Annotated in this window: 25 protein-coding genes; 9 read left to right on the forward strand and 16 right to left on the reverse strand. The window is 63.1% G+C overall.

Annotated features, from left to right (window positions below):
* Nucleotides 1–116 precede the first annotated feature (116 nt).
* From JKL46_RS07370 to JKL46_RS07405, 8 genes are all read right to left on the reverse strand, one after another.
* Nucleotides 117–734, reverse strand: coding sequence for a NapC/NirT family cytochrome c (locus JKL46_RS07370; protein ID WP_201831425.1), 618 nt, complete (start codon nucleotides 732–734; stop codon nucleotides 117–119).
* On the reverse strand, nucleotides 734–1,207 hold the full coding sequence (locus tag JKL46_RS07375; protein WP_201831428.1) for a nitrate reductase cytochrome c-type subunit: 474 nt from the start codon (nucleotides 1,205–1,207) through the stop codon (nucleotides 734–736). The genes JKL46_RS07370 and JKL46_RS07375 overlap by 1 nt, the downstream gene beginning before the upstream one ends.
* On the reverse strand, nucleotides 1,204–3,723 hold the full coding sequence (napA, locus tag JKL46_RS07380) for a periplasmic nitrate reductase subunit alpha (RefSeq protein ID WP_201831436.1): 2,520 nt from the start codon (nucleotides 3,721–3,723) through the stop codon (nucleotides 1,204–1,206). Before napA ends, JKL46_RS07375 begins: the two co-directional genes overlap by 4 nt.
* A gap of 4 nt (nucleotides 3,724–3,727) precedes the next feature.
* Nucleotides 3,728–3,985 (reverse strand): chaperone NapD, encoded by a 258-nt coding sequence (locus JKL46_RS07385; protein WP_201831437.1) that lies wholly within the window; start codon nucleotides 3,983–3,985, stop codon nucleotides 3,728–3,730.
* Nucleotides 3,982–4,275 carry a 4Fe-4S dicluster domain-containing protein gene (locus tag JKL46_RS36555; protein ID WP_201831438.1) on the reverse strand — a complete coding sequence of 98 codons (294 nt, stop codon included), beginning with the start codon at nucleotides 4,273–4,275 and terminating at the stop codon, nucleotides 3,982–3,984. Before JKL46_RS36555 ends, JKL46_RS07385 begins: the two co-directional genes overlap by 4 nt.
* Before the next feature lie 10 nt (nucleotides 4,276–4,285).
* Nucleotides 4,286–4,453, reverse strand: coding sequence for a periplasmic nitrate reductase, NapE protein (locus JKL46_RS07395; RefSeq protein WP_425493240.1), 168 nt, complete (start codon nucleotides 4,451–4,453; stop codon nucleotides 4,286–4,288).
* Between the two features lie 258 nt (nucleotides 4,454–4,711).
* Nucleotides 4,712–6,244 (reverse strand): sensor histidine kinase, encoded by a 1,533-nt coding sequence (locus JKL46_RS07400; RefSeq protein WP_201831439.1) that lies wholly within the window; start codon nucleotides 6,242–6,244, stop codon nucleotides 4,712–4,714.
* A 420-nt stretch (nucleotides 6,245–6,664) separates the two neighbouring features.
* Nucleotides 6,665–7,321, reverse strand: a complete 657-nt coding sequence (locus JKL46_RS07405) for a hypothetical protein (RefSeq protein ID WP_246529198.1) — start codon at nucleotides 7,319–7,321, stop codon at nucleotides 6,665–6,667.
* A 230-nt stretch (nucleotides 7,322–7,551) separates the two neighbouring features.
* On the opposite strand from JKL46_RS07405, the gene JKL46_RS07410 reads away from it, so the two are divergent.
* The 7 genes from JKL46_RS07410 to JKL46_RS07445 all read left to right on the forward strand — a co-directional run bounded on the left by JKL46_RS07410 (nucleotide 7,552) and on the right by JKL46_RS07445 (nucleotide 14,924).
* On the forward strand, nucleotides 7,552–8,310 hold the full coding sequence (locus JKL46_RS07410) for an SDR family NAD(P)-dependent oxidoreductase (protein WP_201831441.1): 759 nt from the start codon (nucleotides 7,552–7,554) through the stop codon (nucleotides 8,308–8,310).
* A gap of 336 nt (nucleotides 8,311–8,646) precedes the next feature.
* Nucleotides 8,647–9,387, forward strand: a complete 741-nt coding sequence (locus tag JKL46_RS07415) for an ATP-binding cassette domain-containing protein (protein ID WP_201831442.1) — start codon at nucleotides 8,647–8,649, stop codon at nucleotides 9,385–9,387.
* A 13-nt stretch (nucleotides 9,388–9,400) separates the two neighbouring features.
* A complete protein-coding gene (locus JKL46_RS07420) occupies nucleotides 9,401–10,426 on the forward strand; it encodes an ABC transporter permease (protein WP_201831444.1) in 1,026 nt (341 codons plus the stop codon).
* A 38-nt stretch (nucleotides 10,427–10,464) separates the two neighbouring features.
* The gene (locus JKL46_RS07425; RefSeq protein WP_201831446.1) at nucleotides 10,465–11,481 is read left to right on the forward strand and encodes a sugar-binding protein; all 1,017 of its coding nucleotides are present in this window, start codon (nucleotides 10,465–10,467) and stop codon (nucleotides 11,479–11,481) included.
* Between the two features lie 533 nt (nucleotides 11,482–12,014).
* Nucleotides 12,015–13,007 (forward strand): sialic acid TRAP transporter substrate-binding protein SiaP, encoded by a 993-nt coding sequence (locus tag JKL46_RS07435; RefSeq protein ID WP_201831448.1) that lies wholly within the window; start codon nucleotides 12,015–12,017, stop codon nucleotides 13,005–13,007.
* A gap of 136 nt (nucleotides 13,008–13,143) precedes the next feature.
* The gene (locus tag JKL46_RS07440; RefSeq protein WP_201831452.1) at nucleotides 13,144–13,641 is read left to right on the forward strand and encodes a TRAP transporter small permease; all 498 of its coding nucleotides are present in this window, start codon (nucleotides 13,144–13,146) and stop codon (nucleotides 13,639–13,641) included.
* Nucleotides 13,638–14,924 (forward strand): TRAP transporter large permease, encoded by a 1,287-nt coding sequence (locus tag JKL46_RS07445; RefSeq protein WP_201831453.1) that lies wholly within the window; start codon nucleotides 13,638–13,640, stop codon nucleotides 14,922–14,924. Before JKL46_RS07440 ends, JKL46_RS07445 begins: the two co-directional genes overlap by 4 nt.
* A gap of 9 nt (nucleotides 14,925–14,933) precedes the next feature.
* On the opposite strand, the gene JKL46_RS07450 is transcribed toward JKL46_RS07445, so the two are convergent.
* From JKL46_RS07450 to JKL46_RS07485, 8 genes are all read right to left on the reverse strand, one after another.
* A complete protein-coding gene (locus JKL46_RS07450) occupies nucleotides 14,934–15,944 on the reverse strand; it encodes a Gfo/Idh/MocA family protein (protein ID WP_201831454.1) in 1,011 nt (336 codons plus the stop codon).
* Nucleotides 15,941–16,831, reverse strand: a complete 891-nt coding sequence (locus tag JKL46_RS07455) for a sugar phosphate isomerase/epimerase family protein (protein ID WP_201831455.1) — start codon at nucleotides 16,829–16,831, stop codon at nucleotides 15,941–15,943. The genes JKL46_RS07450 and JKL46_RS07455 overlap by 4 nt, the downstream gene beginning before the upstream one ends.
* A complete protein-coding gene (locus JKL46_RS07460; RefSeq protein WP_201831456.1) occupies nucleotides 16,828–17,664 on the reverse strand; it encodes a carbohydrate ABC transporter permease in 837 nt (278 codons plus the stop codon). Before JKL46_RS07460 ends, JKL46_RS07455 begins: the two co-directional genes overlap by 4 nt.
* On the reverse strand, nucleotides 17,661–18,554 hold the full coding sequence (locus JKL46_RS07465) for a carbohydrate ABC transporter permease (RefSeq protein WP_246529199.1): 894 nt from the start codon (nucleotides 18,552–18,554) through the stop codon (nucleotides 17,661–17,663). The genes JKL46_RS07460 and JKL46_RS07465 overlap by 4 nt, the downstream gene beginning before the upstream one ends.
* Nucleotides 18,555–18,627: 73 nt before the next feature.
* The gene (locus JKL46_RS07470) at nucleotides 18,628–19,848 is read right to left on the reverse strand and encodes an ABC transporter substrate-binding protein (protein ID WP_201831458.1); all 1,221 of its coding nucleotides are present in this window, start codon (nucleotides 19,846–19,848) and stop codon (nucleotides 18,628–18,630) included.
* The gene (locus JKL46_RS07475) at nucleotides 19,827–20,807 is read right to left on the reverse strand and encodes an alpha/beta hydrolase (protein ID WP_201831460.1); all 981 of its coding nucleotides are present in this window, start codon (nucleotides 20,805–20,807) and stop codon (nucleotides 19,827–19,829) included. Before JKL46_RS07475 ends, JKL46_RS07470 begins: the two co-directional genes overlap by 22 nt.
* Nucleotides 20,804–21,439 (reverse strand): GntR family transcriptional regulator, encoded by a 636-nt coding sequence (locus JKL46_RS07480; protein WP_201831461.1) that lies wholly within the window; start codon nucleotides 21,437–21,439, stop codon nucleotides 20,804–20,806. Before JKL46_RS07480 ends, JKL46_RS07475 begins: the two co-directional genes overlap by 4 nt.
* Before the next feature lie 301 nt (nucleotides 21,440–21,740).
* Nucleotides 21,741–22,157 carry a hypothetical protein gene (locus tag JKL46_RS07485; protein WP_201831462.1) on the reverse strand — a complete coding sequence of 139 codons (417 nt, stop codon included), beginning with the start codon at nucleotides 22,155–22,157 and terminating at the stop codon, nucleotides 21,741–21,743.
* A 537-nt stretch (nucleotides 22,158–22,694) separates the two neighbouring features.
* Between JKL46_RS07485 and JKL46_RS07490 the strand changes: the two genes are divergently transcribed.
* Nucleotides 22,695–24,083, forward strand: coding sequence for a hypothetical protein (locus tag JKL46_RS07490; RefSeq protein WP_201831463.1), 1,389 nt, complete (start codon nucleotides 22,695–22,697; stop codon nucleotides 24,081–24,083).
* 141 nt (nucleotides 24,084–24,224) lie between these two features.
* Entirely contained in the window at nucleotides 24,225–25,178 is a 954-nt protein-coding gene (locus JKL46_RS07495; protein ID WP_201831464.1) for an aldo/keto reductase, read from the forward strand.
* The last annotated feature ends 98 nt before the right edge of the window (nucleotides 25,179–25,276 follow it).

Below are 25,276 nucleotides of genomic sequence, written 5' to 3' on the forward strand. Positions count from 1 at the left end.
TCACAGGTTCAAATCCTGTCCCCGCAACCAACACAAAACACAAAAGCCCTCCGACGGTGAAAACCACGGAGGGCTTTCTGCTGTCTGCACGCCTGCTGTCCTGGAGGTTCATCACCTTACTGCCATCCCGGAACGCCCGACATGTCGGGCAGGCGGTGTGCGATGCCCTTGTGACAATCGATGCAGGTTCTCTCGCCCGAGAACAGGAAGCGCTCGTGCGCGGATGCGGCACGGGGGTTCTGCTTCGTCAGGTCCATCGACTCCGAGCTGTGGCAGTTGCGGCATTCGAGCGAGTCGTTCGCCTTCATGCGCTCCCACTCCCGCTCCGCCAGATGCTTGCGCATGGCCAGGAACTTGTCGCGCGTGTCGATGGAGCCGAAGATGTGGCCCCAGACCTCCTTCGACGCCTGCATCTTGCGGGCAATCTTGTTGGTCCATTCATGGGGAACATGGCAGTCGGGACAGTGGGCGCGCACGCCTGACCTGTTCGTGTAGTGGATGGTTCCCTTCAGCTCCTCGAAGACGTTGGCCTGCATCTCGTGGCAACCGGTGCAGAACTTCTCCGTATTGGTATATTCGAGGGCGGTGTTGAACCCACCCCAGAAGATGACACCGGCCAGGAAGCCGCCGAGCGTGAGGAAGGCGAGGCTGAGATAGGTCGGCGGGCTCAGAGCCGTCCTGACCCAAGGGTTTCCCCGGAACCAGCCCCAGGCGCGTGAGATCCCGGCCGCCATCAGCGCCTCCCTCGCTCGGGCTGCCGCTCCGGCTCGGTCATGGCATCCATGTCGGTGAACACGTTCTCGACCAGGGGCTTCGCGTTCGTCTGCGATACGTGGCAGGAGACGCAGACATAGCGCCGCGGGGACAGGCCGCCGAGGGTGTTGCCGGCCCGGTCCTGATAGTGCGTCACGCTGATCATCGGGGCCTGGCTCTGCTCAGTGAACTTGCGTGCATGGCACGACATGCACTTGTTCGCATTCAGGTCCATCGCATAGCCGTCGATCGCGTGCGGGATCACGGGCGGCTGATCCGGGTAATTGCGCATCACGCGCACGTCGTCCGTGACCGGCCGCGACATCGGCGGAGCCGGGGTTTCCTTCGTGAACGGCTCAGGCCCGCGAAGACGCGGGGCATCCTGCGCGAATATGACTCCGGCTGCCAGGCACGGGCCGAGGCTGATCAAGGCCGCGAATATGCTCCGCCTCATTGCACGTCCCCCGCATCCGCAACAGAGGCCGCGAAGACCTTGACAGCGCATTTCTTGAAATCCGTCTGCTTCGAGATCGGATCGGTCGCGTCCAGCGTGACCTTGTTGATGAGCTGGCTGGCATCGAAGAAGGGAACGAAGACCAGGCCCTGCGGCACGCGGTTCCGGCCGCGCGTCTCGACCCGGCTGCGGATCTCGCCGCGACGCGAAACCACCCTGACCTCCTGCCCCCGACGGAGATGACGCCTGGCGGCGTCGTCCGGGTGCATGAACAGGACGGCACCCGGAAAAGCCTTGTAGAGTTCCGGAACGCGCAGGGTCATGGATCCGGAATGCCAATGCTCGAGGACGCGGCCCGTCACGAGCCAGAGATCGTATTCGGCGTCCGGGGACTCGGCCGGCGGCTCGTAAGGAGCCCCCATGATGTTGGCCTTCTTGTCCGGGTTACCGTAGAACTGGAGGCCAGCCCCCTTCTCGACGTAGGGATCGTAACCCTCGCGATAACGCCAGCGGGTCTCCTGGCCATTGACGACCGGCCACCGCAACCCCCTCACCTCGTGATAGGTGTCGAAGGGTGCGAGATCGTGCCCATGGCCGCGGCCGAAGCTGGCATACTCCTCGAAGAGGCCCTTCTGGACGTAGAAGCCGAAGGCCGTTGCCTCACGGTTCTCGTAGGCCGGATCGATCCCGGTCAGGGGGAACTTGTTGACTTCACCGTTGCCGAAGAGGACCTCGAAGAGGGTCTTGCCCTTATGGCCCTGATTGGCATCGAGTATCGCCGCGGGCCAGACCTCGTCGGTGGTGAAGCGCTTCGAGAACTCCATCAACTGCCAGAGATCGGAACGAGCATCGCCCGGGGCATTGACGAGTTGATGCCAGAAATGAGTGCGCCGCTCCGCATTGCCGTAGGCGCCCTCCTTTTCCACCCACATCGCCGCCGGCAGGATCAGGTCCGCCGCCATGGCGGTCACCGTCGGGTAGGCGTCCGACACCACCACGAAATTCGCCGGGTTGCGATAGCCGGGATAGGTCTCGTTGTTGGTGTTCGGTGCCGTCTGGAGATTGTTGTTGCACATGATCCAGTAGGCGTTGAGCTTACCGTCCTTGAGCATCCTGTCCTGCTGTACGGCGTGATAGCCGATCTTTTCCGGCAGCACGCCATGCGGCAGCTTCCAGATCTCCTCCGCGTGCTTGCGGTGCTCGGGATTGTTGACCACCATGTCGGCGGGCAGGCGGTGGCTGAAGGTGCCGACCTCCCGCGCCGTGCCACAGGCCGATGGTTGTCCGGTCAACGAGAAGGGAGAGTTGCCCGGCTCGGCGATCTTTCCCGTGAGCAGGTGCAGATTATAGACCATGTGGTTGGCCCAGACGCCCCGGACGTGCTGGTTGAAACCCATGGTCCAGAGCGACATCACCTTGACCTTCGGGTCGGCATAAAGCCTCGCGAGTGTCTCCAGCCTTTCCTTGGGTATGCCCGACAGCTCAGAGGCCTTCTCCACTGTGTACTGGCTCATGAGCTTCGCATAGTCCTCGAAGCTCGATGGGCTCGACACCTGGGCATCGTTGGCATGCTGCGCCCGCTGCTCCAGCACGTTCTCCGGCCGCAGGCCGTAGCCGATGTCGGTATTCGCCAGCCGGAAGTTGCAATGCTTTTCGACGAACTCCCGGTTCACCGCACCGATCTGGATGATGTAGTTCGCGATGTAGTTCATGATCGCGAGATCCGAGTTCGGCTTGAAAATCAAGGCCATGTCGGACAGATCGGTCGTACGGTGCTCGTAAGTGGAGAGCGTCGCGATCCTCACATGGGGATGACTGAGGCGGCGGTCGGTCACCCGAGTCCACAAGATCGGATGCATCTCGGCCATGTTCGAGCCCCACAGCACGAAGGCATCGGCATTTTCGAAATCGTCATAGCATCCCATCGGCTCGTCCATGCCGAAGGTGCGGATGAAGGTGACGGCGGCCGATGCCATGCAGTGGCGGGCATTGGGGTCGAGGTTGTTGGTGCGGAATCCGGCGCGCATCAGCTTGGACGCCGCATAGCCCTCCCAGATCGTCCATTGCCCTGAGCCGAACATGCCCACGGCTTCCGGTCCCTTCTCCTTCAGCACGCGCTTGAACTGACGGGCCATCTCGTCGAAGGCCTGGTCCCACGAGACCGGCTGAAAATCACCGTCCTTCGCGAACTGGCCGTTCTTCATGCGCATGAGCGGCTGCGTGAGCCGGTCATTGCCGTACATGATCTTCGACAGGAAATAGCCCTTGACGCAGTTGAGGCCGCGATTGACCTCCGCCTGCATGTCGCCGTGGGTGGCGACAACCTTTCCGTCCTTGACCCCGACCATGACGCCGCAGCCGGTGCCGCAGAAGCGGCATGGCGCCTTTGACCACTGGAGATGAAGGTCCTCCCCGGTCAGGATGTTCTGGGCGCCGGCCGGGAGTGTCACGTTCGCGGCGGCGGCTGCGGCCGCGGCTGCCTGTGTCTTGAGAAGGGTGCGGCGCGTAAGGTCCATGGATCTACTCCCGCTCTTGAACAGGCTCGAAATGGTGGAAGACGAGGGTCGCCGCGAGGACGCCGTCCAAAAGCTGTATGGCGTTGATCCTCTCGATGACCTGACTCTCGGTGGCGGTCTCGAGGGTGACGATCAGCTTGCCGGTGTCCGCGCCACCGTGAACCTCGGCCCCGTCGATCAGTCCGAGGCCTTCGATAATCGACGCAACGCGTTCCGGGCGGCTATGCACGACCAGGCTGGAGATATGACATTCGGCGGTCATGCCACGGCCTCCGGCGCGGAGATTCGGATGGCGCCGGCGGGACAGCCCTGGATGCAATCACCGCAGCCGGTGCAGGCATCGGTCGCGATCCGTGGACGCGCGCCGCCGAGGGCGAGTTCAAAGCGCACTGCACCGGTCGAACAGGTGTCCCGGCAACTCATGCAGGCGATGCCACGGAGGGCGAAACAGGAGGGGCCTATCGCGGCCACCGGAGGTCCGGCTGGCGGGGTTGCGTCCCTGAATCTGCCGAGCAGGAAGCTGCGCCGCTTGAGATCCGGGGCCTCGTCCATCGGCGATCCCTCAAACCGGACCGGGCGGTCCGGTGAACATGTAGTACATCCAGACGACAAATCCCCAGCCCGCGACAACGCCAACCGCGATGAAGGGCCAGATCAGGACGGCAAGGATGAAGAACGTGAGCGCCTCACGTTTTTTCCGACCCGCTTCCAGTGGTTCTGATCGCATCATTCGTGCTCACTTGGAAAGCAACGGAATTTACTAACGCGTATACTTTAGCAGGTTCCTGGTACCGCCTCCCGCTCGGACCAGCCGGCCGTGCAGGTGCAGCCGCCATGTCCGAATCCTACATGAGTAAGAAACCTCAACCCTAACTGACCTGCTTGACACTTCAGGACGCGTGCTTGGCAAATCGGGACACCTGTGCGGCGAAGCGCGAGATAGTCAAAGGTTGGTCCAGCGCCTTGCATATTGCCACGAATTGCTTGTTCAGCGTGCGAGGTTCGCGAGCGGAACCGTCAATCGAATGACAAGCCCCTCAGGCGCCCATTCGTGTTCGATTCCGCCACCGAGCTGATCGTTCGAGCTGCGCATCGCCATCACGCTGCCGAATCCCAGCCGCTGCGGTGGCCCTGAAACGGTCGGCCCGCCACTCTCGCTCCAGGTGATCCAATAGCTGCCGTCGGAGCGCCGGCCCTGGATGCGAATACGGCCGATGTCAGTCGAGAGGGCACCATATTTCACGGCATTGGTGGCCTGCTCATGGATGATGAGAGCAAGCGCCGTAGCGGCATTGCTGCCGATCAGCGCATCATCCCCGGAGATGTCAAAGCGGTCACGGATCCCCCCCGCGTAGGGGGCCAGCAGCTTGTTCACGAGGTCGTGGAAGGTATGATGGCCCGGTCCTGCGGGGCCTTGCGGACTGGCATGATCGTGAGCGCTGGCAAGAGCGCCGATGCGCTGCTGGAGTTCCCTGGCGTATGGTGCGGCCGCCGGGTGTCGGCGAGCCGTCAATGATGCCAGGCCACCGACGACCGTGAAGACATTCTTGATACGGTGGAATAGCTCGCGGGCCAGCAGCTCGCGCGCTTCCTCGGCCCGCTTGCGTTCGTGGATGTCGAAGGCGATGCCAATCCACTGGCCGACCTCGCCGTTCGCGTTATGGACAGGGCTCGTGCGGACGACGAACCACCGGTAGTCTCCACCGCCGGCCCTCCGGAAGGGAATCTCGACCTCGAAAGCCGTCAGCGAGCCGAGCGCGCGCTGCCACCGGGCGACGATGCCGTTCCGGTGATCCGGATGAATGATACTCGCCCAGCCACCGCCCTGCGTCTCCTCGAGCGTAAGGCCGGAGAATTCATGCCAGAACGGATTGCAGTAGGTCACTTGACCGTCGGCGCCACAGAACCAGACCACCTGCGGGCTGAGCTCGATGAGCGTGCGGAACCGGTTCTCGCTCTCGCGCAAGGCCTGATCGGACAAATGGCGCTCGATGACGAGAGCGGCCGTATGGGTGACCTGGGCGATCACCTCGAGATCTTCGACCGTTGGGCTCCGCGGTTCGCGGTAGTAATTACCGAAGGTCCCGAGCAGCCGTCCGTCCGCTCCCCTGATCGGGATCGACCAGCAAGCACGCAAGCCGTGTGCCAGCGGCAGTTCTACAACGGAGTTCCACAGCGGGTCGGTCGCGATGTCGGTCACGAATACCGGCTCTCCCCGGTGTGCTGCCGTCCCGCACGATCCGACGGCCTCGCCAACTTCCACTCCGTGGATCGCGGTGTTGTAGGCGGCCGGTAGGTTCGGAGCCGCCCCATGCAGCAGGTGCCGTCCACCCTCGTCGAGCAGAAGGATGGACCCAAGCATTTCGCCGTTGGCCTCGGCCTCGACCGCGAGCACCAGTTCCTCAAGAACGTTCGCGATCGGTACGCCGGCGGCGACCAGGCCCAAGACCCGCTTCTCGCTTGCGAGGAGCCGAAGGGTTCTGCTGTCCGCTGTGCGCTCGTAGACAGTATGGGTGGACATCACGTTTCCCCGAAACCGTTGCCCGGACCTCACGACCACGTTATGTCGGCGGACGCTCCGGCGGGAGCGTCCGTAGGATCAGATCATGCCATAAGCAGCAGAGCACTGCATCCGGTACAAATGCTCCCATGCCCTGACCAGCTTGCGACAAGATTACGGATGCTTGTTCCCAGTTGCTTGACTGTTTGAGACGCATGCTTTGCAGTTGCAGACAGCGGATCAGCACCTCAAGCATCCTAGCCGCCGCGCCTGAGAATCGCCAGTCGGGCCCCCCGCTCAAAGCAGCCATCTGCAGGGTTGCAGCAGGATCGGACCCGCGCGGGAAACACTTTTCGGAGGTTGAGTGAATGGACGCTCCATCGTGCCCGCATGGAAACGCAGTCCCGATCCTCCGCGCCTCAAGATGCTGCAACGGAGGCTCTATGGCTGATGGAGACTCCTGTCCGGCCGGCGCAAGTTATCGATCAGGATATGCACGCTGATCAACAACACCCAGGTCGGCAGAACCATGATACTCCAGCTTATGTAGAAGCTGCCGAGCAGCACGAGCGCTGCCAGGGCATAGCCGATCCCGGCCATCCATCGGGGAGCGATCCCGGTATAGATCACGACAGTGGATGTCGAGACCATGAATACGCCGGCCATCTTGATTGCGTAGACGTTGAACAGGATGTAGGCGACCGCGCGTCCGAAGCGGAACGTCGGAGGGGCATTCGTTCCCGTCATCTCGGTAGAGGGAGCAATGAGCAGCAACGCGCCGACGATTGTCGCCGCAGCGAACAGAGTCGCCAGGAATAAAAGCCCGCTTCCCAGAAACACGGTCGCAAAGAAGCGATCCTCCTTCGGACCGAGACGGTCACGCAGCACGCCGATGAACCAAAGGAAAGCGATCCCCGCAAAGGGAATAAGGTTCAGCGCCAACGCCACGCGCCCGGACTCTTCCGCCAGCCAAGCGCCGGAGTCCAACGGATCGGCCGGAACCGCACTCCGGAAGACCCAGAAAATGATCACCAGCAGGACGGAAAAGGCGATGCCGGCAACGGCAGCTGCTCTTGGCGTCCTCAAGTGCGAGTACATAGCTGTCTCTTCCAGAGGCATCGTCGCCGCCCTCAAGTGACCCAGACAGGCGTGCTGATGGTATCGCCAGTAGGACCTGCGGGTGAAGAGGCAGCGTTGCACGTCCCTGCCTATGGTGGTCGCGGGATGAGGTTGGTCAGCATGAGCATGCTCTGCAGCTCATAGGTCTTGGTCTCGACAAAGCGCATGGCGGGGCGCATCACTGTGGGCCGAAAAAGCGGGAGGATCGGATGGCTGCGATATTTACCGACTTGAAGGGAAAGGTAGTCCTTGTCACCGGCGGCGGCTCCGGCATCGGCGAAGCGATCGTTCGCCGCTTCGCCGAGCAGAAATGCAGGGTCGCCTTCATCGATATTGCCCGTGACGCATCGGAGCGGCTCGTCCGTGAACTGACGGGTCGAGGCCTCGACGCGCATTTCGAATATGCCGACCTGACCGATATCGAAGCCCTGCGCGCCGCGATCGGCCGGATCAGGAACAGGCTGGGCCCTATTCAGATCCTCATCAACAATGCCGCTCACGATGATCGCCACCCAACGCCGGAGGTTACGCCCGAATACTGGGACGACCGGATTGCCGTAAACCTTAAGCATCAGTTCTTCGCTGCCCAGGCCGTCCTCCCGGACATGCAGGCCGCGAACAGCGGCTCCATCATCAATTTTGGATCGGTCTCCTGGATGGCGGGCCAGGGCGGCATGGCTGTTTACACGGCGGCCAAATCCGCTGTCCTTGGGCTCACCCGCTCGCTTGCCCGCGACTACGGTCCCCACAATATTCGCGTGAACGCCATTGCGCCGGGCTGGATCATGACGCCACGCCAGATCGAAAAGTGGATGACGCCGGAAAGCGAGCGGGAATTGATGCAGCGTCAGTGCCTGAAGCGGAAGCTCGCCCCGGACGAGATCGCAAGGTTTACGGTCTTCCTTGCCTCCGAGGAGGCCTCGGCCTGCACCAATCAGCAATATGTCGTCGATGGCGGTTGGGTCTGACCGATATCCGGCAAAGCCTCCCACGCCGCGTCGCATCGGCCCGTCGGCACCCATGGCGGTGCCGACGGGCCGATGATCCTTCTCTGGGCTGATGCACCGTTCGGAGCGGCCCTCGGTTCCGCAGGCACGCTAGGAGCACTCTCCGCGCCCGTCGCAATGGAAGCGTCTTGGCCGAAATTTCTGGGAATTAAGTATTAGAGAACTAAGCTATATCCTGTCGTGCCTTAGCCCGCTGACGAAAGGGCTTTACCGTTCCCAACAGAACTGTAATCCTCCGCCGAAGAGATGCCGAGAAGGCAGCCCGGTTCGCGTTGAGAACCGATCGAGGGAGGATGCATGGCGCTCCTCGAGCTTCAGGGTATTGCCAAGCATTTCGGTGCCATCGAGGCATTGAAAGGCATCGATCTCTCCGTCGAAGCCGGCGAGGTGGTTGGCCTAATGGGCGACAACGGCGCCGGCAAATCCACTCTCGTGCGGGTTATTGCCGGGAACTTCCGCCCTTCCGAGGGCGAGATCCGGATACAGGGTCAGGTCAAGCACTTCCACAAGCCGGTCGATGCCCGTGCCGAGGGCATCGAGGTCGTGTATCAGGACCTCGCCCTGTGCGACAATCTTACAGCCGCCGCCAACGTTTTCCTCGGTCGGGAACTGAAACGCCGGATCGGACCGCTCAAGATCCTCGACTACCCGGCCATGTATGCCCGCGTCGCTGGACTCTTCCAGGAGCTGAAATCGGAGACGCGCCCCCGCGATCTGGTCAAGCAGATGTCGGGCGGACAGCGTCAGGCCGTGGCCATCGCACGCACGCGCCTGTCGGACGCGCGCATCGTGCTCATGGACGAGCCGACAGCGGCGATCAGCGTAAGGCAGGTCGCCGAGGTGCTCGATCTCATTCGGCGGCTGAGGGACAAAGGCATCGCCGTGATGCTGATCAGCCATCGCATGCCTGACGTGTTCTCCGTCTGCGACCGTGTCGTCGTCATGCGCAGAGGCACAAAGGTCGCGGACAAGCCTGTCGACAAAACCTCTCCTGAAGAGGTCACCGGCCTCATCACGGGAGCCATTCACGCCGTATAACCCCCGAGGAAAGATGACGACCGTTCCCACTCGCCCCCTCCAGAGCAGCGTCGCGATCGAGGATATCACGGGCCTCAAGGAACGGAGCCTTGGTCAAAGGCTGCTCGCAAGCCAGCCCTTCTGGGTCACGATCGCGCTCATCATCATCTGCGCCGTCATGACGTGGGATCAGCCCCATGCTTTTGCCACGTCCGACAACTTCTACAACATCACGCGCAATTTCGCCTTCATCGGCATCATGGCCGTCGGCATGACGGCCGTGATCCTCACTGGAGGCATCGACCTGTCCGTCGGCTCCTTGATGGGTCTCGTGGGCGTCGTTTGCGGCCTGATCCTCCAGGCCGAGCATCACTGGACCCTTGCGATCCTGGCAGGACTTCTCACGGGCGCGGCCGCAGGTGCGGTGAACGGATTTCTCGTCGCCTATGTCGGGCTTCCGGCCTTCGTCGTCACGCTGGGCATGCTCTCGGCCGCGAGATCTTTCGCGATCGTCCTGTCCGAGAACAAGATGATCTATAATTTCGGGCCATGGGGAGATACGTTCAACGCCATCGGAGGCGACTCGACCCTGGGCATCGCCAATCCCGTCTGGGTGTTGGCCATCCTGGCGCTCGTCTTCGGATTCATCTTCAACTTCACCGCCTGGGGCAACTATCTCTACGCCATCGGCAGCAATGAGAATGCCGCCCGCCTGACCGGCGTTCCGGTCCGGCGCGTGAAGCTGCAGGCCTACATCGTGTCCGGGCTCACGGCGGCCCTCGCATCCGTCCTGATCGTCGGCTGGCAGGGTTCGGCAATCAATGCCCTTGGACAAGGCTATGAATTGCGCGTCATCGCATCGACCGTGATCGGTGGGGCCGATCTCATGGGCGGCCAGGGAGGCGCTTACGGCGCCGTCATTGGCGCGGCGCTGATCGAAGTCATTCGCAATTCACTTCTCATGGCAGGCGTCGATGCCAATTGGCAGGGCGCTTTTGTCGGCCTCTTCATCGTGTTGGCGGTTCTGCTCCAGCGGATCCGCGGCAAACGTTCGGCTTGAGCACAAAGCCGGGCGATCATAACCACAGGAGGACACCAATGAGGATTCTGACCTTAGGCGTGGCGGCCGCCGCTCTCCTTGCGCTGGGCGCCGGTGCTCAGGCGCAGGGAAAGAAATACACCTTTGCGCTCGTGCCCAAGAACATGAACAATCCGTTCTTCGATCAGGCCCGTGACGGCTGCAAGAAGGCCGAGAAGGAATCGAACGGCGCGATCGAGTGCATGTATATCGGGCCCGGCGAACATGGCGGCGGCGATGAGCAGGTTCAGGTGGTGAACGACCTGATTGCCAAGAAGGTCGACGGCATCGCGGTCTCCCCGTCGAATGCGGCGGCGATGGCAAGAGCCCTTGAAGGCGCGAAAAAGGCCGGTATCCCGGTGCTGACCTGGGACTCCGATCTTCTCGACAAGGACAAGGCCCTCCGCACGGCCTATGTCGGCACCTACAATTACGACATCGGTGTGAACCTCGCGAAGCTCGCCCAGCAGATGAAGCCGCAGGGCGGAACGATTTGCATCCAGTCCGGCGGCGCAGCCGCGGCGAACCACAACGAGCGCATGCAGGGGATCCGGGATACGCTGTCCGGAGCGAAGTCGAGCGCGGCGCCCGGCACGAAGTTGACGGGTCAGAACGGCTGGCGCGAGATCGACGGCTGTCCGCTCTACACGGATGACGACTTCCCGCGCGCCGTGCAGCAGATGGAGGACATCCTCGGCAAGAACCCGCAACTCGATGCCTTCATCCCGACGGGCGGCTTCCCGCAATTCATTCCGCAGGCCTATCGCAGGGTTGCCGAAAAGTACAAGGACCGCATCGACAACGGCTCGCTCGCGCTGATCGTCGCCGATACGCTCCCGGTTCAGATGGACCTCATGAAGGCAGGACTCTCCAAGGGGCAGGTCGGTCAGCGCCCATTCGAAATGGGCTACAAGACCATGCTGTTCCTGAAGGACATGAAGGACGGTAAACCTGCGCCGAAGGATCCGACTTATACCGGTCTCGATGTCTGCACTCCGCAGAACGCGACAACCTGCATCGGTGGCTCCGGAACCTAGAGCTTAGTACTTTGACGGCGAAATGGATCCATTTCGCCGAAAAATGCTCTGAGGCCCTTGGTCGCTCAGGGGACTTGAGAGATTGCCGCCCCGATCGAATTTTGATTCAAGGCTGAAAAACAGAAGATCAGCCTTGAATCGTTTGATCATGGATAATGAACAGCGAGGGCGTATCCTTACTCCTGGGGATGCCAAGCTAATCGCCAGGGGGCTTTCTGTTGTTCAAGCCTGCAAAATCCTCTCGACTCACCTGCCAACGGCACTCGCACTTGAGCAACTGGCTGCCTTGCCGTTTTCCCAACCTATCGCTAACATGTCAGTTATCAGCTAGGTAAGTTCCGCCATTTTCCCTGCCCTGCCCTTTCGGCCTCTCACGCAGACTTGCGAGGCCGATCGCGAGAACGGTGTCACAGAAGTGGGACTTGCGGATCGGCCGTGCACGCCTTCGGGCCGTGGCGCCGAGATCGCGCCCGGAATTACCCACGCGAACCGTGTGAAGGAGCCGAAATCGGCCGCATTGGGAGGAAGCGAAGATGAGCACACTGACGAAACGCGCCTTCGTTCTGGGATCCGCCGTCGCCGGCGCTGCGATATCCATGCCGAGCGTCCTGCGTGCGCAGGCGACGGTCCTGCGGTGGGGCGAGATGCTGCCGACCACGCACCCGCAGGTGCAGATGGTCGATCGCATCGCCAAGCAGGTGAAGGAAAAGACCTCCGGCCGTATCGATATTCAATCTTTCCCGGCCGGCCAGCTCGGTTCCGGCAAGGACATGATGGAGTCGGTTGCCTCCGGCGCCCTGACCATGACGACGGACGGCGCCGCGGCGCTCAGCTCCTTCCTGCCGCAGCTTTCCGTGGTCGAGGCGCCCTATCTCTGGCGCGATGCCGCTCACATGGCGAAGGTCGCCAAAGCTCCGGTCTTCGCGCAGATGAACGCCGAACTCGAGAAGAAACGCGGCATGCGCATGGCCGCCGTAACCTATTACGGCAAGCGCCACCTCACCACCGGCACCAAGGCAGTGAAGAGCGCCGCCGACGTTACCGGGCTCAAGCTGCGCGTGCCTCCGGTCGACACGTTCCGCGCCATGGTCGAGGCTTGGGGTGCCAAGGCGACGCCGGTGAACTTCAATGAACTCTACCTGGCCCTGAGCCAAGGCGCCGTCGACGGGCAGGAGAACCCGCTGCCGACCATCCACAGCGCGAAGCTGCAAGAGGTGCAGAAGCATCTGATCCTGACCGGGCACATCATTACGCCCCGCCTGATCATCGTAAATACCGACTTCTGGAAAACCCTCAACGATGCCGATCGCGCCATCGTCGAGGCAGCGATCGCGGATGGCGTCGCCTGGCAGGATCAGGAATTGGCGAACCAGGAAGCGGGCCTCGTCGCGACGCTCAAGGCCGCCGGCATGAGCGTGACCGAGCCCGACATGGATTCCTTCCGCAAGCCTGTGCTCGACACCGTGCCGAAGCAATTCGAGGGCAAGTGGGGCAAGGGCACCTGGGACGCGCTGGCCGCCCTTTAAGTCTCCGCCGCCGATCGTCCAAGCGACGAAGCGCCGGAATCCATTGTCAAAAATGTCCCTCGATGGATTCCGGCATTCGGCTTCGCCTGGGGCGGCGTGACGAGCAAGCACCGCCATCGCAAAGGACCCCTGGTCGATGAGTTACTTCCTCTCCACTGCCGACAGACTTCTGCGCTGGAGCGCTGTCGTGCTGCTGCTGACGCTGCTCGCGACCGTGCTCGTCGGAGTGGTCTCGCGCCAGCTCAACGCGCCGGTCGCCTGGAGCGACGAGCTGGCGCAATACCTGCTCGTCTGGACTGCGTTCGTCGGCTGGATCATCGCAAGCCGGCGGCGCTCGCATATCCGCATCACCGTCTTTGCCGACAAGCTGCCCGCGCCGCTCGGCCTCGCGCTCGAATTGCTGACGCAGGGCCTGGTCGTGCTCTTCGCCATAGTCCTGCTGCGCTATTCCTTCGGGCTGATCGACCGGACATGGGATGTCGAATCGATCGCGCTGCCGATCACGACCGCCGCGCTCTATGTCGTCATGCCGCTGGCAGCGCTCGCCCTGATCCTGCAGGCGATTGGCGATGCCGCGCTGGCGCTAGCCGGACGGCGCGTCGCCGCGCCTGAACCGGGAGCACAGCCCCTATGAGCACGCTGATGCTGCAGATCCTGCCGGTTTGGTTCGCTGCGCTGCTGCTCGGTGTGCCGCTCTTCGTCTCGATGGGACTGGCAGCCATCGCCTTCGCCTATTTCGGCGGCTTTCCTCTGGGCATCGTTCCGCAAAAGATCGCGCAATCCGCTTATTCCTTCCCCTTGCTGGCAGCGCCGCTGTTCATCTTGATGGGCAACATCATGAACTCGGCGGGCATTACCGACCGGATCTTTGCCTTCGCCACGGCCTGCGTCGGTTTCCTGCGCGGCGGACTATGCCACGCCAACATTCTCGCCAGTGTGATCTTCGCCGGCATGTCCGGTTCCGCGGTGGCCGATGCCGGAGGTGTCGGCACGCTTGAGATCAAGGCGATGCGGGACGAAGGCTACGACGCGGAGACGGCTGCCGCCATCACCGCCGCATCGGCGACGATCGGTCCTATCATCCCCCCATCCCTGCCGATGGTGATCTACGGCGTCTCGGCCGACGTCTCGATCGGCGGGCTGTTTCTCGCCGGCGTCATTCCCGGTCTGCTGATGGCCGGCGCGCTGATGGCAATGGTGGTCTACATCTCAAAGAAAAGGGATCTCCCGCGCCATCCCTTCCCCGGATTCGCGCAGCTCTGGGTAGCCTACAAGGAAGCGCATTGGGCGCTCATGACCCCGGTCATTCTGTTCGGCGGCATGATGGGCGGGATCTTCACTCCCACCGAGGCCGCGGCCGTCGCGACCGCCTATGCGCTGGTACTGGGCCTATTCGTCTATCGCAGCTTCTCGCTCAACGACCTCCCCGAACTCGTCGTGCAGACGGTGGAAACGACTGGTGTGGTTCTTGCGCTGGTGATGACGGCCGCCGCTTTGGGCTGGTGCCTGTCGATCTCGCGCATCCCGCAGCTTGTCGGTCCCTGGCTCGTCGACATTGCCGGCTCGCCGATGATCTACCTCCTGATCGTCAACCTGCTGCTGCTCTTCGTCGGCTGCTTCATGGAGGCGCTGGCGGCAATGCTGATCCTGATTCCGATCCTGACGCCGGCGGCGGCACAGTTCGGGATCGATCCGATCCAGTTCGGGCTGATCTTCGTGCTCAACCTGATGATCGGCACGATCACGCCGCCGGTGGGAGTTGTGCTCTTCGTGACCTCGAAAGTCGCGAATATCAGCTTCGAGGCGATGTCGCGGGCCATCGTCCCCTGGCTCCTGCCGCTGCTGGCCGTGCTGATCGCAATCACGCTCTGGCCCCCGCTGACCACATGGCTGCCGAATCTCGTGCTCGGCCGCTAGCGCATCGTGCTAGCGGACGTCAGCCGCCGTCCCGCCGATGGCCTGCTCGAGCAGTTCCATGGCGCGGGCTCCCTCGGCAATCGTGGGAACCTCGAGCGGCTCACGGGTCGCGCGAACGAAATCGCCCAGCAGAGCATGGTAACCTTTGTGATCTTCGTTCGCCGCCGCAGTCAGGTTCGGTTCCCAAACCAAGGTGTCGACGCCATCTGCCAGCGTCGCGTTGCGGTCGGAGACCTTGAACGGCGGCGCGCGGTAATAGCGGACCTCGTGGACGTTCCTGACCTCGACCCGGCGATGATCGCCCATGACCTGCCACCATTCCATGGGTGTGCCGCGGGACTGATGCGTGCCCACGACGAGGGTTCCGATGGCGCCGCCGACGAAGCGGAAATCAACATGGAGAAGGAGTTTGCCCGGTGCCAACTCATGGCGTCGGGCCGCCACCGACTCGACATCGCCCATCAGGTAGGGAACGAGATCGAAATAATGGACGCAGTGGTGCAGATAGAAGCCGCTATAATCCGGATCCTTCGTGAAGTAGGTCGGCGCCGTCATGTACTGCCCGAGGAAGCTGGCGCGTTCGCCGAACTCGGGCGACAAAACGATGTTCGACGCGATCCGGTTGGCCGTCGAATAGCGTTTCATGAACCCGACCACCACGGGCACGCCCTTGCGCTTCGATGCTTCAGCGAGTTGCCGGGCCTGAAGCGCAGTCGGAGCGGGTGGCTTTTCCATGAAGACGGGAAGGCGCCGTTCGATGGCGGCCATTCCGATTTCGAAATGCCCCTGCGGGCCGATCGCCAGTCCGAGCGCGTCGATGTCATTCCGGTTGAGGATCTCGCGCCAGTCGCGGGTCGTCCTCTCCGGAGGGATGCCGAACCGCGCCGCCGTGCGGGCAAGCCGGTCCGCGTCCGAGTCGCAGAGAGCGGCCAGCGTCACATCGTGCCGCATGAGCTGCGGCAACAGCATTTCGTTGGCATGCGTTCCGCAGCCGATCCAGGCGATTCTCACTGTTGTCATTGGACGCTCCCAGCGAAAGCGAGGGCGGCCTTGAGGTAGGCGATGCTCGCCGCCAGTTCCGGATCCTCGTCGCGCGTCGGAGCCCGCCACTGGGCCAGGGTGACGCCCGCCGCCTCATCATCGCGCCGGAAGGGCTCCAGGACGATCGGTCCCTCGTATCCCACGTCATGAAGCGCGCGGGCGATACCGGGCCAGTCGATATGCCCGGAGCCGACGAAACCGCGGTTGTTCTCGTTGGCCTGGAAATGAACGAGCCGCTTTCCCGTCTTGCGGATCGCGCCGGGAAGATCGAACTCCTCCATGTTCATGTGGAAGGTATCGAGCATGACGCCGAGGCCCTCCGACCCGACGCGATCGACGATCTCGATCGCGTGTGCGGCGGTGTTGGCGATGTCGGTCTCGAACCGGTTCAACGCTTCCAGGCCGAGAACGACGCCTGATTCCACGGCTCGCGCGGCCGCTTTCTCCAGGCCGGAGACCACGGCGTCGATCCGGCGTCTGCGTTCGTCGGGATCCACCGGTGACGGCGCGCGTCCCGCGAAGACGAGCGGTGCGCCATAGAGCGGCCCGCCGACGATGCGGGCTCCCAGCGCCGAAGCAATGTCGACGCAGCTCTCCAGATAGGCGATGCCGGCACGATGAGCCTCCGGGCTCGCGCTCGCGAGATCCCGTGTCAGGTTCACGCGCGCGGCAAGCACGATGGCGAGGCCGGCATCCTCCGCAGCGCGTCGCGTCTCTCCAAGGTCCAGCTCTCCGGGCTCCGGAACGAGGAGCTCCACCACATCCGCGCCGGCTGCCTTCATGCGCGCGAATGTCGAGAAATGCTCGCGCGTGAAGGGGCGCGCGTAGAACATGGAGATGACACCGATCGGATTCTTGCTTTTCATGATTTCACCGCACCGGCCGTGAGGCCGCTCACGAGCCTTCGTTGCACAAGGAGGAAGAGGATCGTCACGGGAAGCGCGATCAGGGTTCCGCCGGCCGTCAGCAGGCCCCACTGGATCGTGAACTCACCGATGAACAGCTGCAGCGCGACCGTCACGGTGCGCACGGCCTGCCCGGACAGCATCATCGCGAACAGATACTCGTTCCAGGATGTGATGAAGATGTAGATGCCCGCCGTGACCACGCCCGGCATGACGAGAGGCAGAACGATCAGGCGGATCGCCTCCTGACGCGACGCCCCGTCGATCATCGCCGCTTCGTCGAGGTCCTTCGGGATCGCGTTGAAATAGCTCGTCAGCATCCAGATCGCGAAGGGAATCGCGAAGGTGGAATGGCCGAGGATCACGCCGAGGAACGTGTCGAGGAGGCCGAGATTCTTCATGAGAATGAAGAGCGGGATGATGAGGAGGACGATCGGGAACATGTTGATGACCAGAAAGCCGGTCATCAACATGCGCCGTGCGCGAAACCGGAAGCGCGAGAACGCATAGGCTGCCGGGATCGATACGCCGAGCCCGAGCGCGGCGGCGCCGGTCGCGATGATCAGGCTGTTGAGCAGATTTCCGGCGAAGGTGGTTCGGCTGATCAGCTCACGGTAATGGTCGAGAGTGGCATTCTCCGGAAGATAGCGGACCGGCCAGAGCGAAAGCTCCGCCTGCGGCTTGATGGAGGTCAGAACCATCCAGACATAGGGGGCGAGAGCGAAGGCCAGGATGGCGAGCACCGGAAGCTCGACTTCGAAGAATCGTCTCGTGGCGGATCGACGGTCCTTCATCGGTCGAGATCCCGTGAAGCGCGCCGGACATAGAGCCAGACGACGGTCAGCAGCAGGAGCGTGAGGACCAGCGCGAGCGCGGCAGCGTAGCCGAATTCCATGCTGTTATAGGCGCGCACGAAAGCGTAGAGCGGGAGGGTATGCGTGGCATAGCCCGGACCGCCGCCCGTCATGACCAGAATGACGTCGAGGGAATTCGCCACCCAGATGGTCCGCAGCAGCAGCGCCGTCGCGATCACGTCGGCAATGCTCGGGAGCGTGATGTGCCAGAGCATCTGGCGCCGATTGGCGCCGTCGATCTCCGCGGCTTCGTAGAGCTCGGAGGGAATCGTCTGCAGCCCTGCCAGAATCGTGATGGCGAAGAAAGGAAAGCCCTGCCAGATCAGGGCCGCCATGATGGCCGCGAGCGCGAGGTCGGGGCGTGCGAGCCAGGCGATCGGCGCGTCGATGATGCCGATACGGACGAGCATGTCGTTCAGGACGCCGACATTGAAGTCGTACATCCATGTCCACATCAATCCGATGATGACGCTCGGCAGGGCCCAGGGCACCACGACAAGGGCGCGTGCCGCGCCGCGCCACCAGAAGCTCTGATTGAGCAGGAGAGCGGCGACGAGGCCGAGCAGGAACTGCAGCCCGACGACGCCGATGATCCAGACGGCCGAGTGCCCGAGGGAGATCCAGAACACCTCGTCCCGGAGGATCGCCCGAAAGTTTCCCAGGCCGACGAAGGTCGCTGCATCCGGTTCGTAGAGCAGGTAATCCTGCAGGCTGAGCCAGATCGTCTGGGCTGCCGGCACGACGACAACCGCCGCCTTGATCGCCAGCGCGGGAGCCAGGAACCAGAACGGGGTCCATCGGGACGGGCGATGATAGGCTGCCGTGGTCAAGAAGAGCTTCCGGTTTGGGGGCGGTGGCGTGCCACCGCCCGATTGCGACCGCATCTGCGGATCCCGATGTGGTTCAGCCGTTGAAGTGCTGCTCGATGGCCTTCATCATGTCGTCCGGCGAGATTTCTCCGTTCAGAGCTCTCTGCATGTTGGTCGGCCAGATGCGCGCGATGAAGTCCGGGGTCTTGGGGTGATCCGGCAGCGACCGGGCGATCGGCAGCGAAGCGGAACTCGCCTCGACGAAGCGCTTGGGATGCCCTGTCCACTGCGCCGCTCCCGACGTGGTGATGGGCAATTGCCCCGTGAGCTTGTTCAGCTCATTGTTGTTCTCCGCCGTCGACAGGAACGCGATCCATTTGAACGCCGCCTCCTTCGCCTTGCTGGCGGAGAACACCGCGTTGGATTCGTCGCCGAAATAGGTCCAGCCCTGACCATCCGCCGCGCGGGGAACCGGAACCGCCGATACCTTGTCGCCGAGCGCCCCGACGATCTCGTTGGAGGAACCGACGTGGTGCATGATCATCGCCGTCCGGCCCGCCTTGAAGGCATCGACGATCTGGCGGAAGCTGTCGGTCGGTGCGGATGCCGGCGTCACCTTCGCCTCTCGCGCGAGGCCGACATACCAGCGGTTCGCCGCAAGGGCCTTCTCGCTGACCATGCCGCCCTTCTCGAAGCTCGCTCCGCCGCCAAGGACGAATGGCCCCCAATTGTCGAAGCCGCCGGCGCCGCCGCGCATGCCGAAACCGGCCACATCGCCCTTCGTCAATGCCTTGGCGGCGGCCAGAAACTCATCGAAGGTCTTCGGCGGCTGAAGTCCTGCCTGCTGGAACAGATCCTGACGGTAATAGAGATAGATCACGACATATTGCAGCGGCAGGTAGTACTGCTTGCCGTCGGCGCCCTTGTTGATCTTCCAGACGTTGTCCGAAATGTCGCTGCGCCCGGCCCATCCGTTGATCATCGCATCGAGCGGTTCGAGGGCCTTCATCGCTGCGAAGCGCGCAGCCCAGGACAGGCGCACCATCGCGGCATCGGGGCCGTTGCCCGCGACCAGTGCGGCGAACAGGCGGGTCTGATAGTCGTTGCCGCCACCCCACGGAATGGCCTCTGCCTGGATCTTGATGCCGGGATTCTCCTGCTCGAACTTCGCGACGAGCGCCGCGGGCGAGTTCTGCGGATTATCGAAATGGTACCACCAGCGCACGGTGGTCGGCGTCTGTGCGATGGCAGGGCGTGCAAGCGGCGCCGCCAGGGCGGCGGCAGCGGAAAGCTTCAGGAATTCGCGGCGCTCCATGATTGTGTTCCTCCCAGGTTTTTTTCATTCGGTTGTGAGACGATGAAGTCGGCTCCCGCCACGATCATTGCGCGGGCGGCATCGAGTTCCCGGGTCATGCGCAGACAGCCGTGGACCACGCCGGGAACGTGATCGCAGCGGAAGGAAACGCCGGCGGCGGCAAGCTTTTCGGCAAGCTGAAGCGTGTCGTCGCGAAGCGGATCGAGGCCGGCTGCCGACAGGTAGAGCGGCGGCAATCCGCTCAAGTCGCTTCTCACGGGCACGGCGAGAGACGTTGTGCCGTCGCCCTCTCGCCCGAGGAAGTTGCTCCAGTACCAGCGCATGTTCACGCTGGTGAGGAGATAGGCTCCGCCGCCGAACTCCGCGTGGCTCGCGGTCGTGAAATCCGGCGCGTAGCAGCCATAGAAGAGAGCGGCCGATGCCAGTTGGGGCAATCCCCGGTCGCGGCGCGCCAGCAACGCCGCGAGAGCGAGGTTGGCTCCTGCGGAATCGCCCGCGATGGCGATGCTGTGCGCGGGGATTGGAGTGCCGAGGCCTCCCGACTCGACGAATGCGATGGACGCCAGAACATCATCGAGAGGCGCCGGAAAGGGATGCTCCGGCGCCAGGCGGTAGTCGATGCCGAGCACGGGACGCTGCGCGGCCTCGGCGAGATTGCGCATCGTGCCATCGTGCGTATCGATTGATCCGAAGGTCCAGCCGCCGCCATGAACGTAGAGGATCGGAGATACGATGGGCCCTTCGACAGGCAGGTAGAGACGCGCTCTCATCTCATGCGAACCTGCATCGACGGTCAGGTTCCGCACCATCATCGCAGGCGCGCCCTCGCTCCATGGAATGGTTGCCGCATCCGATTGCCGGCGCGCCTCCGCGATCGGCATCGTCTTGAAGTCGGTCTGCGGCCCTGCCCGAATCCGATCCAGGATGGCCTGCATTTGCGGGTCCACGAACGGGGTCATGAATCCTCCGTGACGATCGTATCGATATGCAGGCCGATGGCCTGGGCCAGCCCCTTGGCGTCGCCCGCTTCGAGGCGTTCGAGCAGAACGTTATGCCTGCGGGCCGTCTCGAGAAGCGGCCGTTTGTGGCTTGGCGCCCAAATCTTCGACCGGTGGGTGTGAATCGTGCAGCGGGTGAGGATCTGCTCGAGCGCCTCGAGACCGGAGAGTTTGAACATGGTCAGGTGGAAGGCCATGTCGAACTCGATCAACGCGAAGGCGTCATCCTGATGGGCAGCCTCCTCCATCTGAGCGATGAGGCGGCGAAGCTCCGCGAGCACTTCGTCGGTGACGTTCCTGGTCGATTTGAGCGCGCCGCGAACCTCGATGCGGCGTCGGATCGCCAGAGTCTCCTCGGCCTCCTCCTGATCGAGGCGCGTGACCGTGGTGCCCCGATGTCCGGCTCGCGTCACGAGGCCGTCCTCCTGGAGGCGAAGGAGAGCTTCCCGGATCGTGCCCTGGCTGCATCCGATCTCGCGGGCGAGCCCGAGCTCGGTCAGAGAGCTGCCCGGCTTCAGCTCATTCATCATGATGCGCCGCTTGACGGTCTCATAGACCAACTCGCGTGGGCGCTTGATCGGAACGATATTCATGGCGCACCTGATAGATTATCAATATCGATAATTGGCTTTGCCGTCCTGGTCAACTGCGTTGCCTTGGGCGTCCAGACGAATGTGAATAGTGCGCGGGGCAGCTGGGTGAACAATCACGGCTCCCGTTTTACGCCGCCGGCAAGATCACTCGGCGTTCATGGCCCCGCGATCGCCGGGAGCCCGCCTGTCCAAGCCAAGATTGCGGGAATCCGGACTCCCCAAAAGAAAAAGCTCCCGATGCCATTTGCAGCGAGAGCTTGTCGACGAGGGAGGGAGCGAATGAAGAGGCCGGTCGTGCGGCTCAGGCAACCTGACCGACGGGATCCAGGTCCGCCTTCATGGAAAAGCGCTCCAGCTGAACCGCATAGGCCGCTTCCAATCCTTTGAGGCGCATCTCGGGCTCCGGGGTGATCCGGTCCGCTGCGGTCGAAAGGCGTGCGGAGAAGCGGTCCGAGGCCGAGAGGAGAAGGCGGAGGGAACGGGCGGATGGCGGAATGCCGGTCGAGGCATCCTGAACCAGCGCCGCTGCGGATGCGTAGAGGTCGTCGACCGCCGCCTCGATGCCAGGATCGCGCTTGAGCAGACTCATGGTGTTGATGAGGAGCACGCGCAGATCGTGCAGGTCGTCCCCCCTGCCCGCCTGAGCGATGAGATTCACGACCTTTTTGACCGCTTCGATTCTGTCGTTGATCTTCTGTGCAATGGTGCTGTCGGTCATGAACCTCCCCCTGTCGGCCGTGCGCGTGACCTGCCTGGACTCACAGGATCGAGCATGCGCTTTCATGGTTAATCAATCATTACGGGCCGCCCGAACCCGCCGCTGAAAGTGTTGTTTTTCAAGGGTCCCGCCATCGCTGAGGAAACTTCCCCTGCGACACGTTTCCCGGATTGAGATTTGCTCCGAAGCCGACTACATCTCCGCTTCGTCACCGTTTTGAACCCTTCGTCATGCCCCTGCCGCTCGACATCAAGCGACCGCAACGACCCGTCTTGCGAAGCGCCCGCTTCGCGAGGGAGGCTCGTCTCATGCATGACCATGAGTTGCAGCCCGATCCCAGACCAACCCTCTGGGCTCCGGCGGCAAGCCCCGTCAGAACCGGCGCCCACCCTCGGGTGCCTAACAGTTCCATGCCGGCCTAGGGTTCACCCGTCGCCGGCAGGGACCGGCGATTTTCCTCTCCGTTTGCATACGCTCTTCGTCTGCAATGCAGGTTCGCCGGATCCCAGCCTCGCTGAGAAAAGGAGAAGCCCTGCGATGAACAGGGTCTGGACTGAAGAAGAACTCGAGATCCTGCGCCGCGACCGGGAAGCCAAGGTTCCAGTTCCGGTAACGGCCGCGAAGCTGGGCCGCCCGGTGCCCGCCACCTATGCCAGGGCGCGGTTGATCGGCACCCTTGTCCAGCCGCATCAGTCCTGGGATGAGACCAGCGTTGCGCGCCTGCGCGAACTCGTCTCGGCCGATCCGCCGATGACGGACAAGCGCATTGCCGCGGAACTCGGAAGAACCGTCACCCAGATCCGCTGGAAGATGCAGGATCTCGGCCTGATCGGCGTGCGTGATCTCTCCAAGCTGGCGAAGATCACCGCAGCGGAGACGAGCCGCCCCAAGACGGTGAGGCCGCAATCCGACAAGCCCCTGCAGGCGATGTCCGCAACCCGCGTGCCGCCGACACCTCGGCCCTCGACAAGTCACGCTGTGCCAGCAGTTCCGAAGGCCGCTCCGGCACAGCCGATCAATCCTCACGCGACCCTCGACGACGCGCTTAAGGCTCTGGAGGCGCTCTTTACCGAACAGCTGAAGAATCTCGTCGCCGAATCGGAAGCGGGCATGATCCGCGCGGCCCGTGCGGCCATTGCTGAGAAGGCGCGTATCGATCAGCGCCTCGTCGTCCGCGTCAAACGCGCGGCCGAAGCGGCTGCGCGGCGTGAGTCAGAGGCAAAGGCTGCGGAAGCGGAGACGAAACGCCAGGAAGCGGAGGCGAGGAAAGCCGAGGCCGAGGCGAAGCGGAAAGCCGCAGAGGCGGCGCGCCTGGCGCGCGAAGAGAAGGCTCGCGAAGACAAAGCGCGGATCGTCGCCAAGCCGATCGAGAGACCGATCGAGAGACCGAAAGCCGCGGAGCCGCGCATCGTTGCCGAGAAGCCCAGGCTCGTCGAGAAAAAGGCCGTGCTACCGGCGGTTCAGGGCGTTTCGCAGGCCGCGCCTGCGCGTCCCGCTCCAGCACCTGCGGCGCCGGCAGCCCCGAAGATCGTCGTCACCAACGCCCCTGCTCCCGCACGTCCGACGGAACCGGAAGCCGCTTCCGGCCAGACCTCGGGTCGCGGCGGCTGGAAGTCGGTCCGGCGGGATCCCGCGCGTATCATGGCTCAGGCAAAGGCGAAGGCCAAGCCGGCGAACCGGGCGGATGCGATCGACCTCGCGCAGGCTGCACAAAGCGCCATCGAGCGCTTCATCGCCGAGCGCGGCGTGACCCGGACCGAGACCAACGGCCTTCAGTCCGTGGTCTCCCGCCTTCAGGCGCGGGGCTACATCGTCGTGCGCGACGAGACAGGCTGGACCATCGACCAGCGCCATCGCCTCGACAGCGAATCCGAATTGTTCGCCTTCGCGGAGGCGCGCGGCATCACATTGAGCGCTGCGGCGTAAGCAACGACACGACGTCCGGTCCAACGGCTTGGACCGGACGTCGCATACGTGAACGATTGCCGTGAAGGAACCGAGTCCACTTTTGCGAACAATGCGCTAGTTTCCCTGTCCGCAAATCCGCCGGTGAACAGGGATATGATGATGGAAAAGCGCAGACTTGGTCGCTCCGACCTGATGGTTTCCCCACTATGCCTCGGCGGCAATGTGTTCGGCTGGACGGCAGACGAGGCAACCTCGTTCAAGGTGCTCGATGCCTATGTGGACGCGGGCCTCAATTTCATCGATACGGCGGATGTCTATTCCACCTGGGTGCCCGGTCACAAAGGCGGCGAGTCGGAAACGATCATCGGCAAGTGGATGAAGGCTCGCGGCAATCGCGACAAGCTCGTCATCGCCACCAAGGTCGGATCCGAGATGGCGCCGGATCGGAAGGGTCTGGCGAAGAGCTACATCCGCTCCGCCGTCGAGGCTTCGCTGCAGCGCCTGCAGACGGATCACATCGATCTCTATCAATCCCACCGGGACGATCTCGAAACGCCGCAGCAGGAGACGCTCGGTGCCTATGAAGAACTGATCCGGGACGGCAAGGTGCGGGCGATCGGCGCATCGAACTTCACCGCCGCGCGCCTGAAGGAGGCGTTGGAGATCAGCACCGAACTCGGCCTGCCGCGCTATGAAAGCCTGCAGCCGAAATACAATCTCCACGACAGGGCCGAATACGAAGCGGAACTCGAGCCGCTCTGCCGGCAGGAAGAAGTCGGCGTCATTCCCTATTATGGCCTCGCCAGCGGCTTTCTCACCGGCAAGTACCGCTCGGAAGCCGATTTCGGCAAGAGCGTTCGCGGCGGGCGCATGGCCGCCTATCTCGACGACAGGGGCCGGCGAATTCTTGCCGCTCTGGACTCCGTCGCCGGGAGGAAAGGCGCCACGCCGGCGCAGGTTGCCCTGGCCTGGCTGATGGCACGCCCGGGACTCACGGCTCCGATTGCCAGCGCCACATCGGTGGATCAGGTGCGCGAACTCGTGAAAGCGACGGCAGTGCATCTCGACGCCGCCGATATCGCCGAGCTCGACAAGGCCAGCGCCTATTCCTGAGGCATCGAAATTTTGCATGGCAGCCCTCCGTTGCATCGGAGGGCCCGCTTATTATCTCGTACCAACCTGTGCTTTATAAGATTTCACAGGAAAACGAG

The organism is Microvirga zambiensis WSM3693, from assembly GCF_016735695.1.
In the GTDB taxonomy this organism is placed as follows: domain Bacteria; phylum Pseudomonadota; class Alphaproteobacteria; order Rhizobiales; family Beijerinckiaceae; genus Microvirga; species Microvirga zambiensis.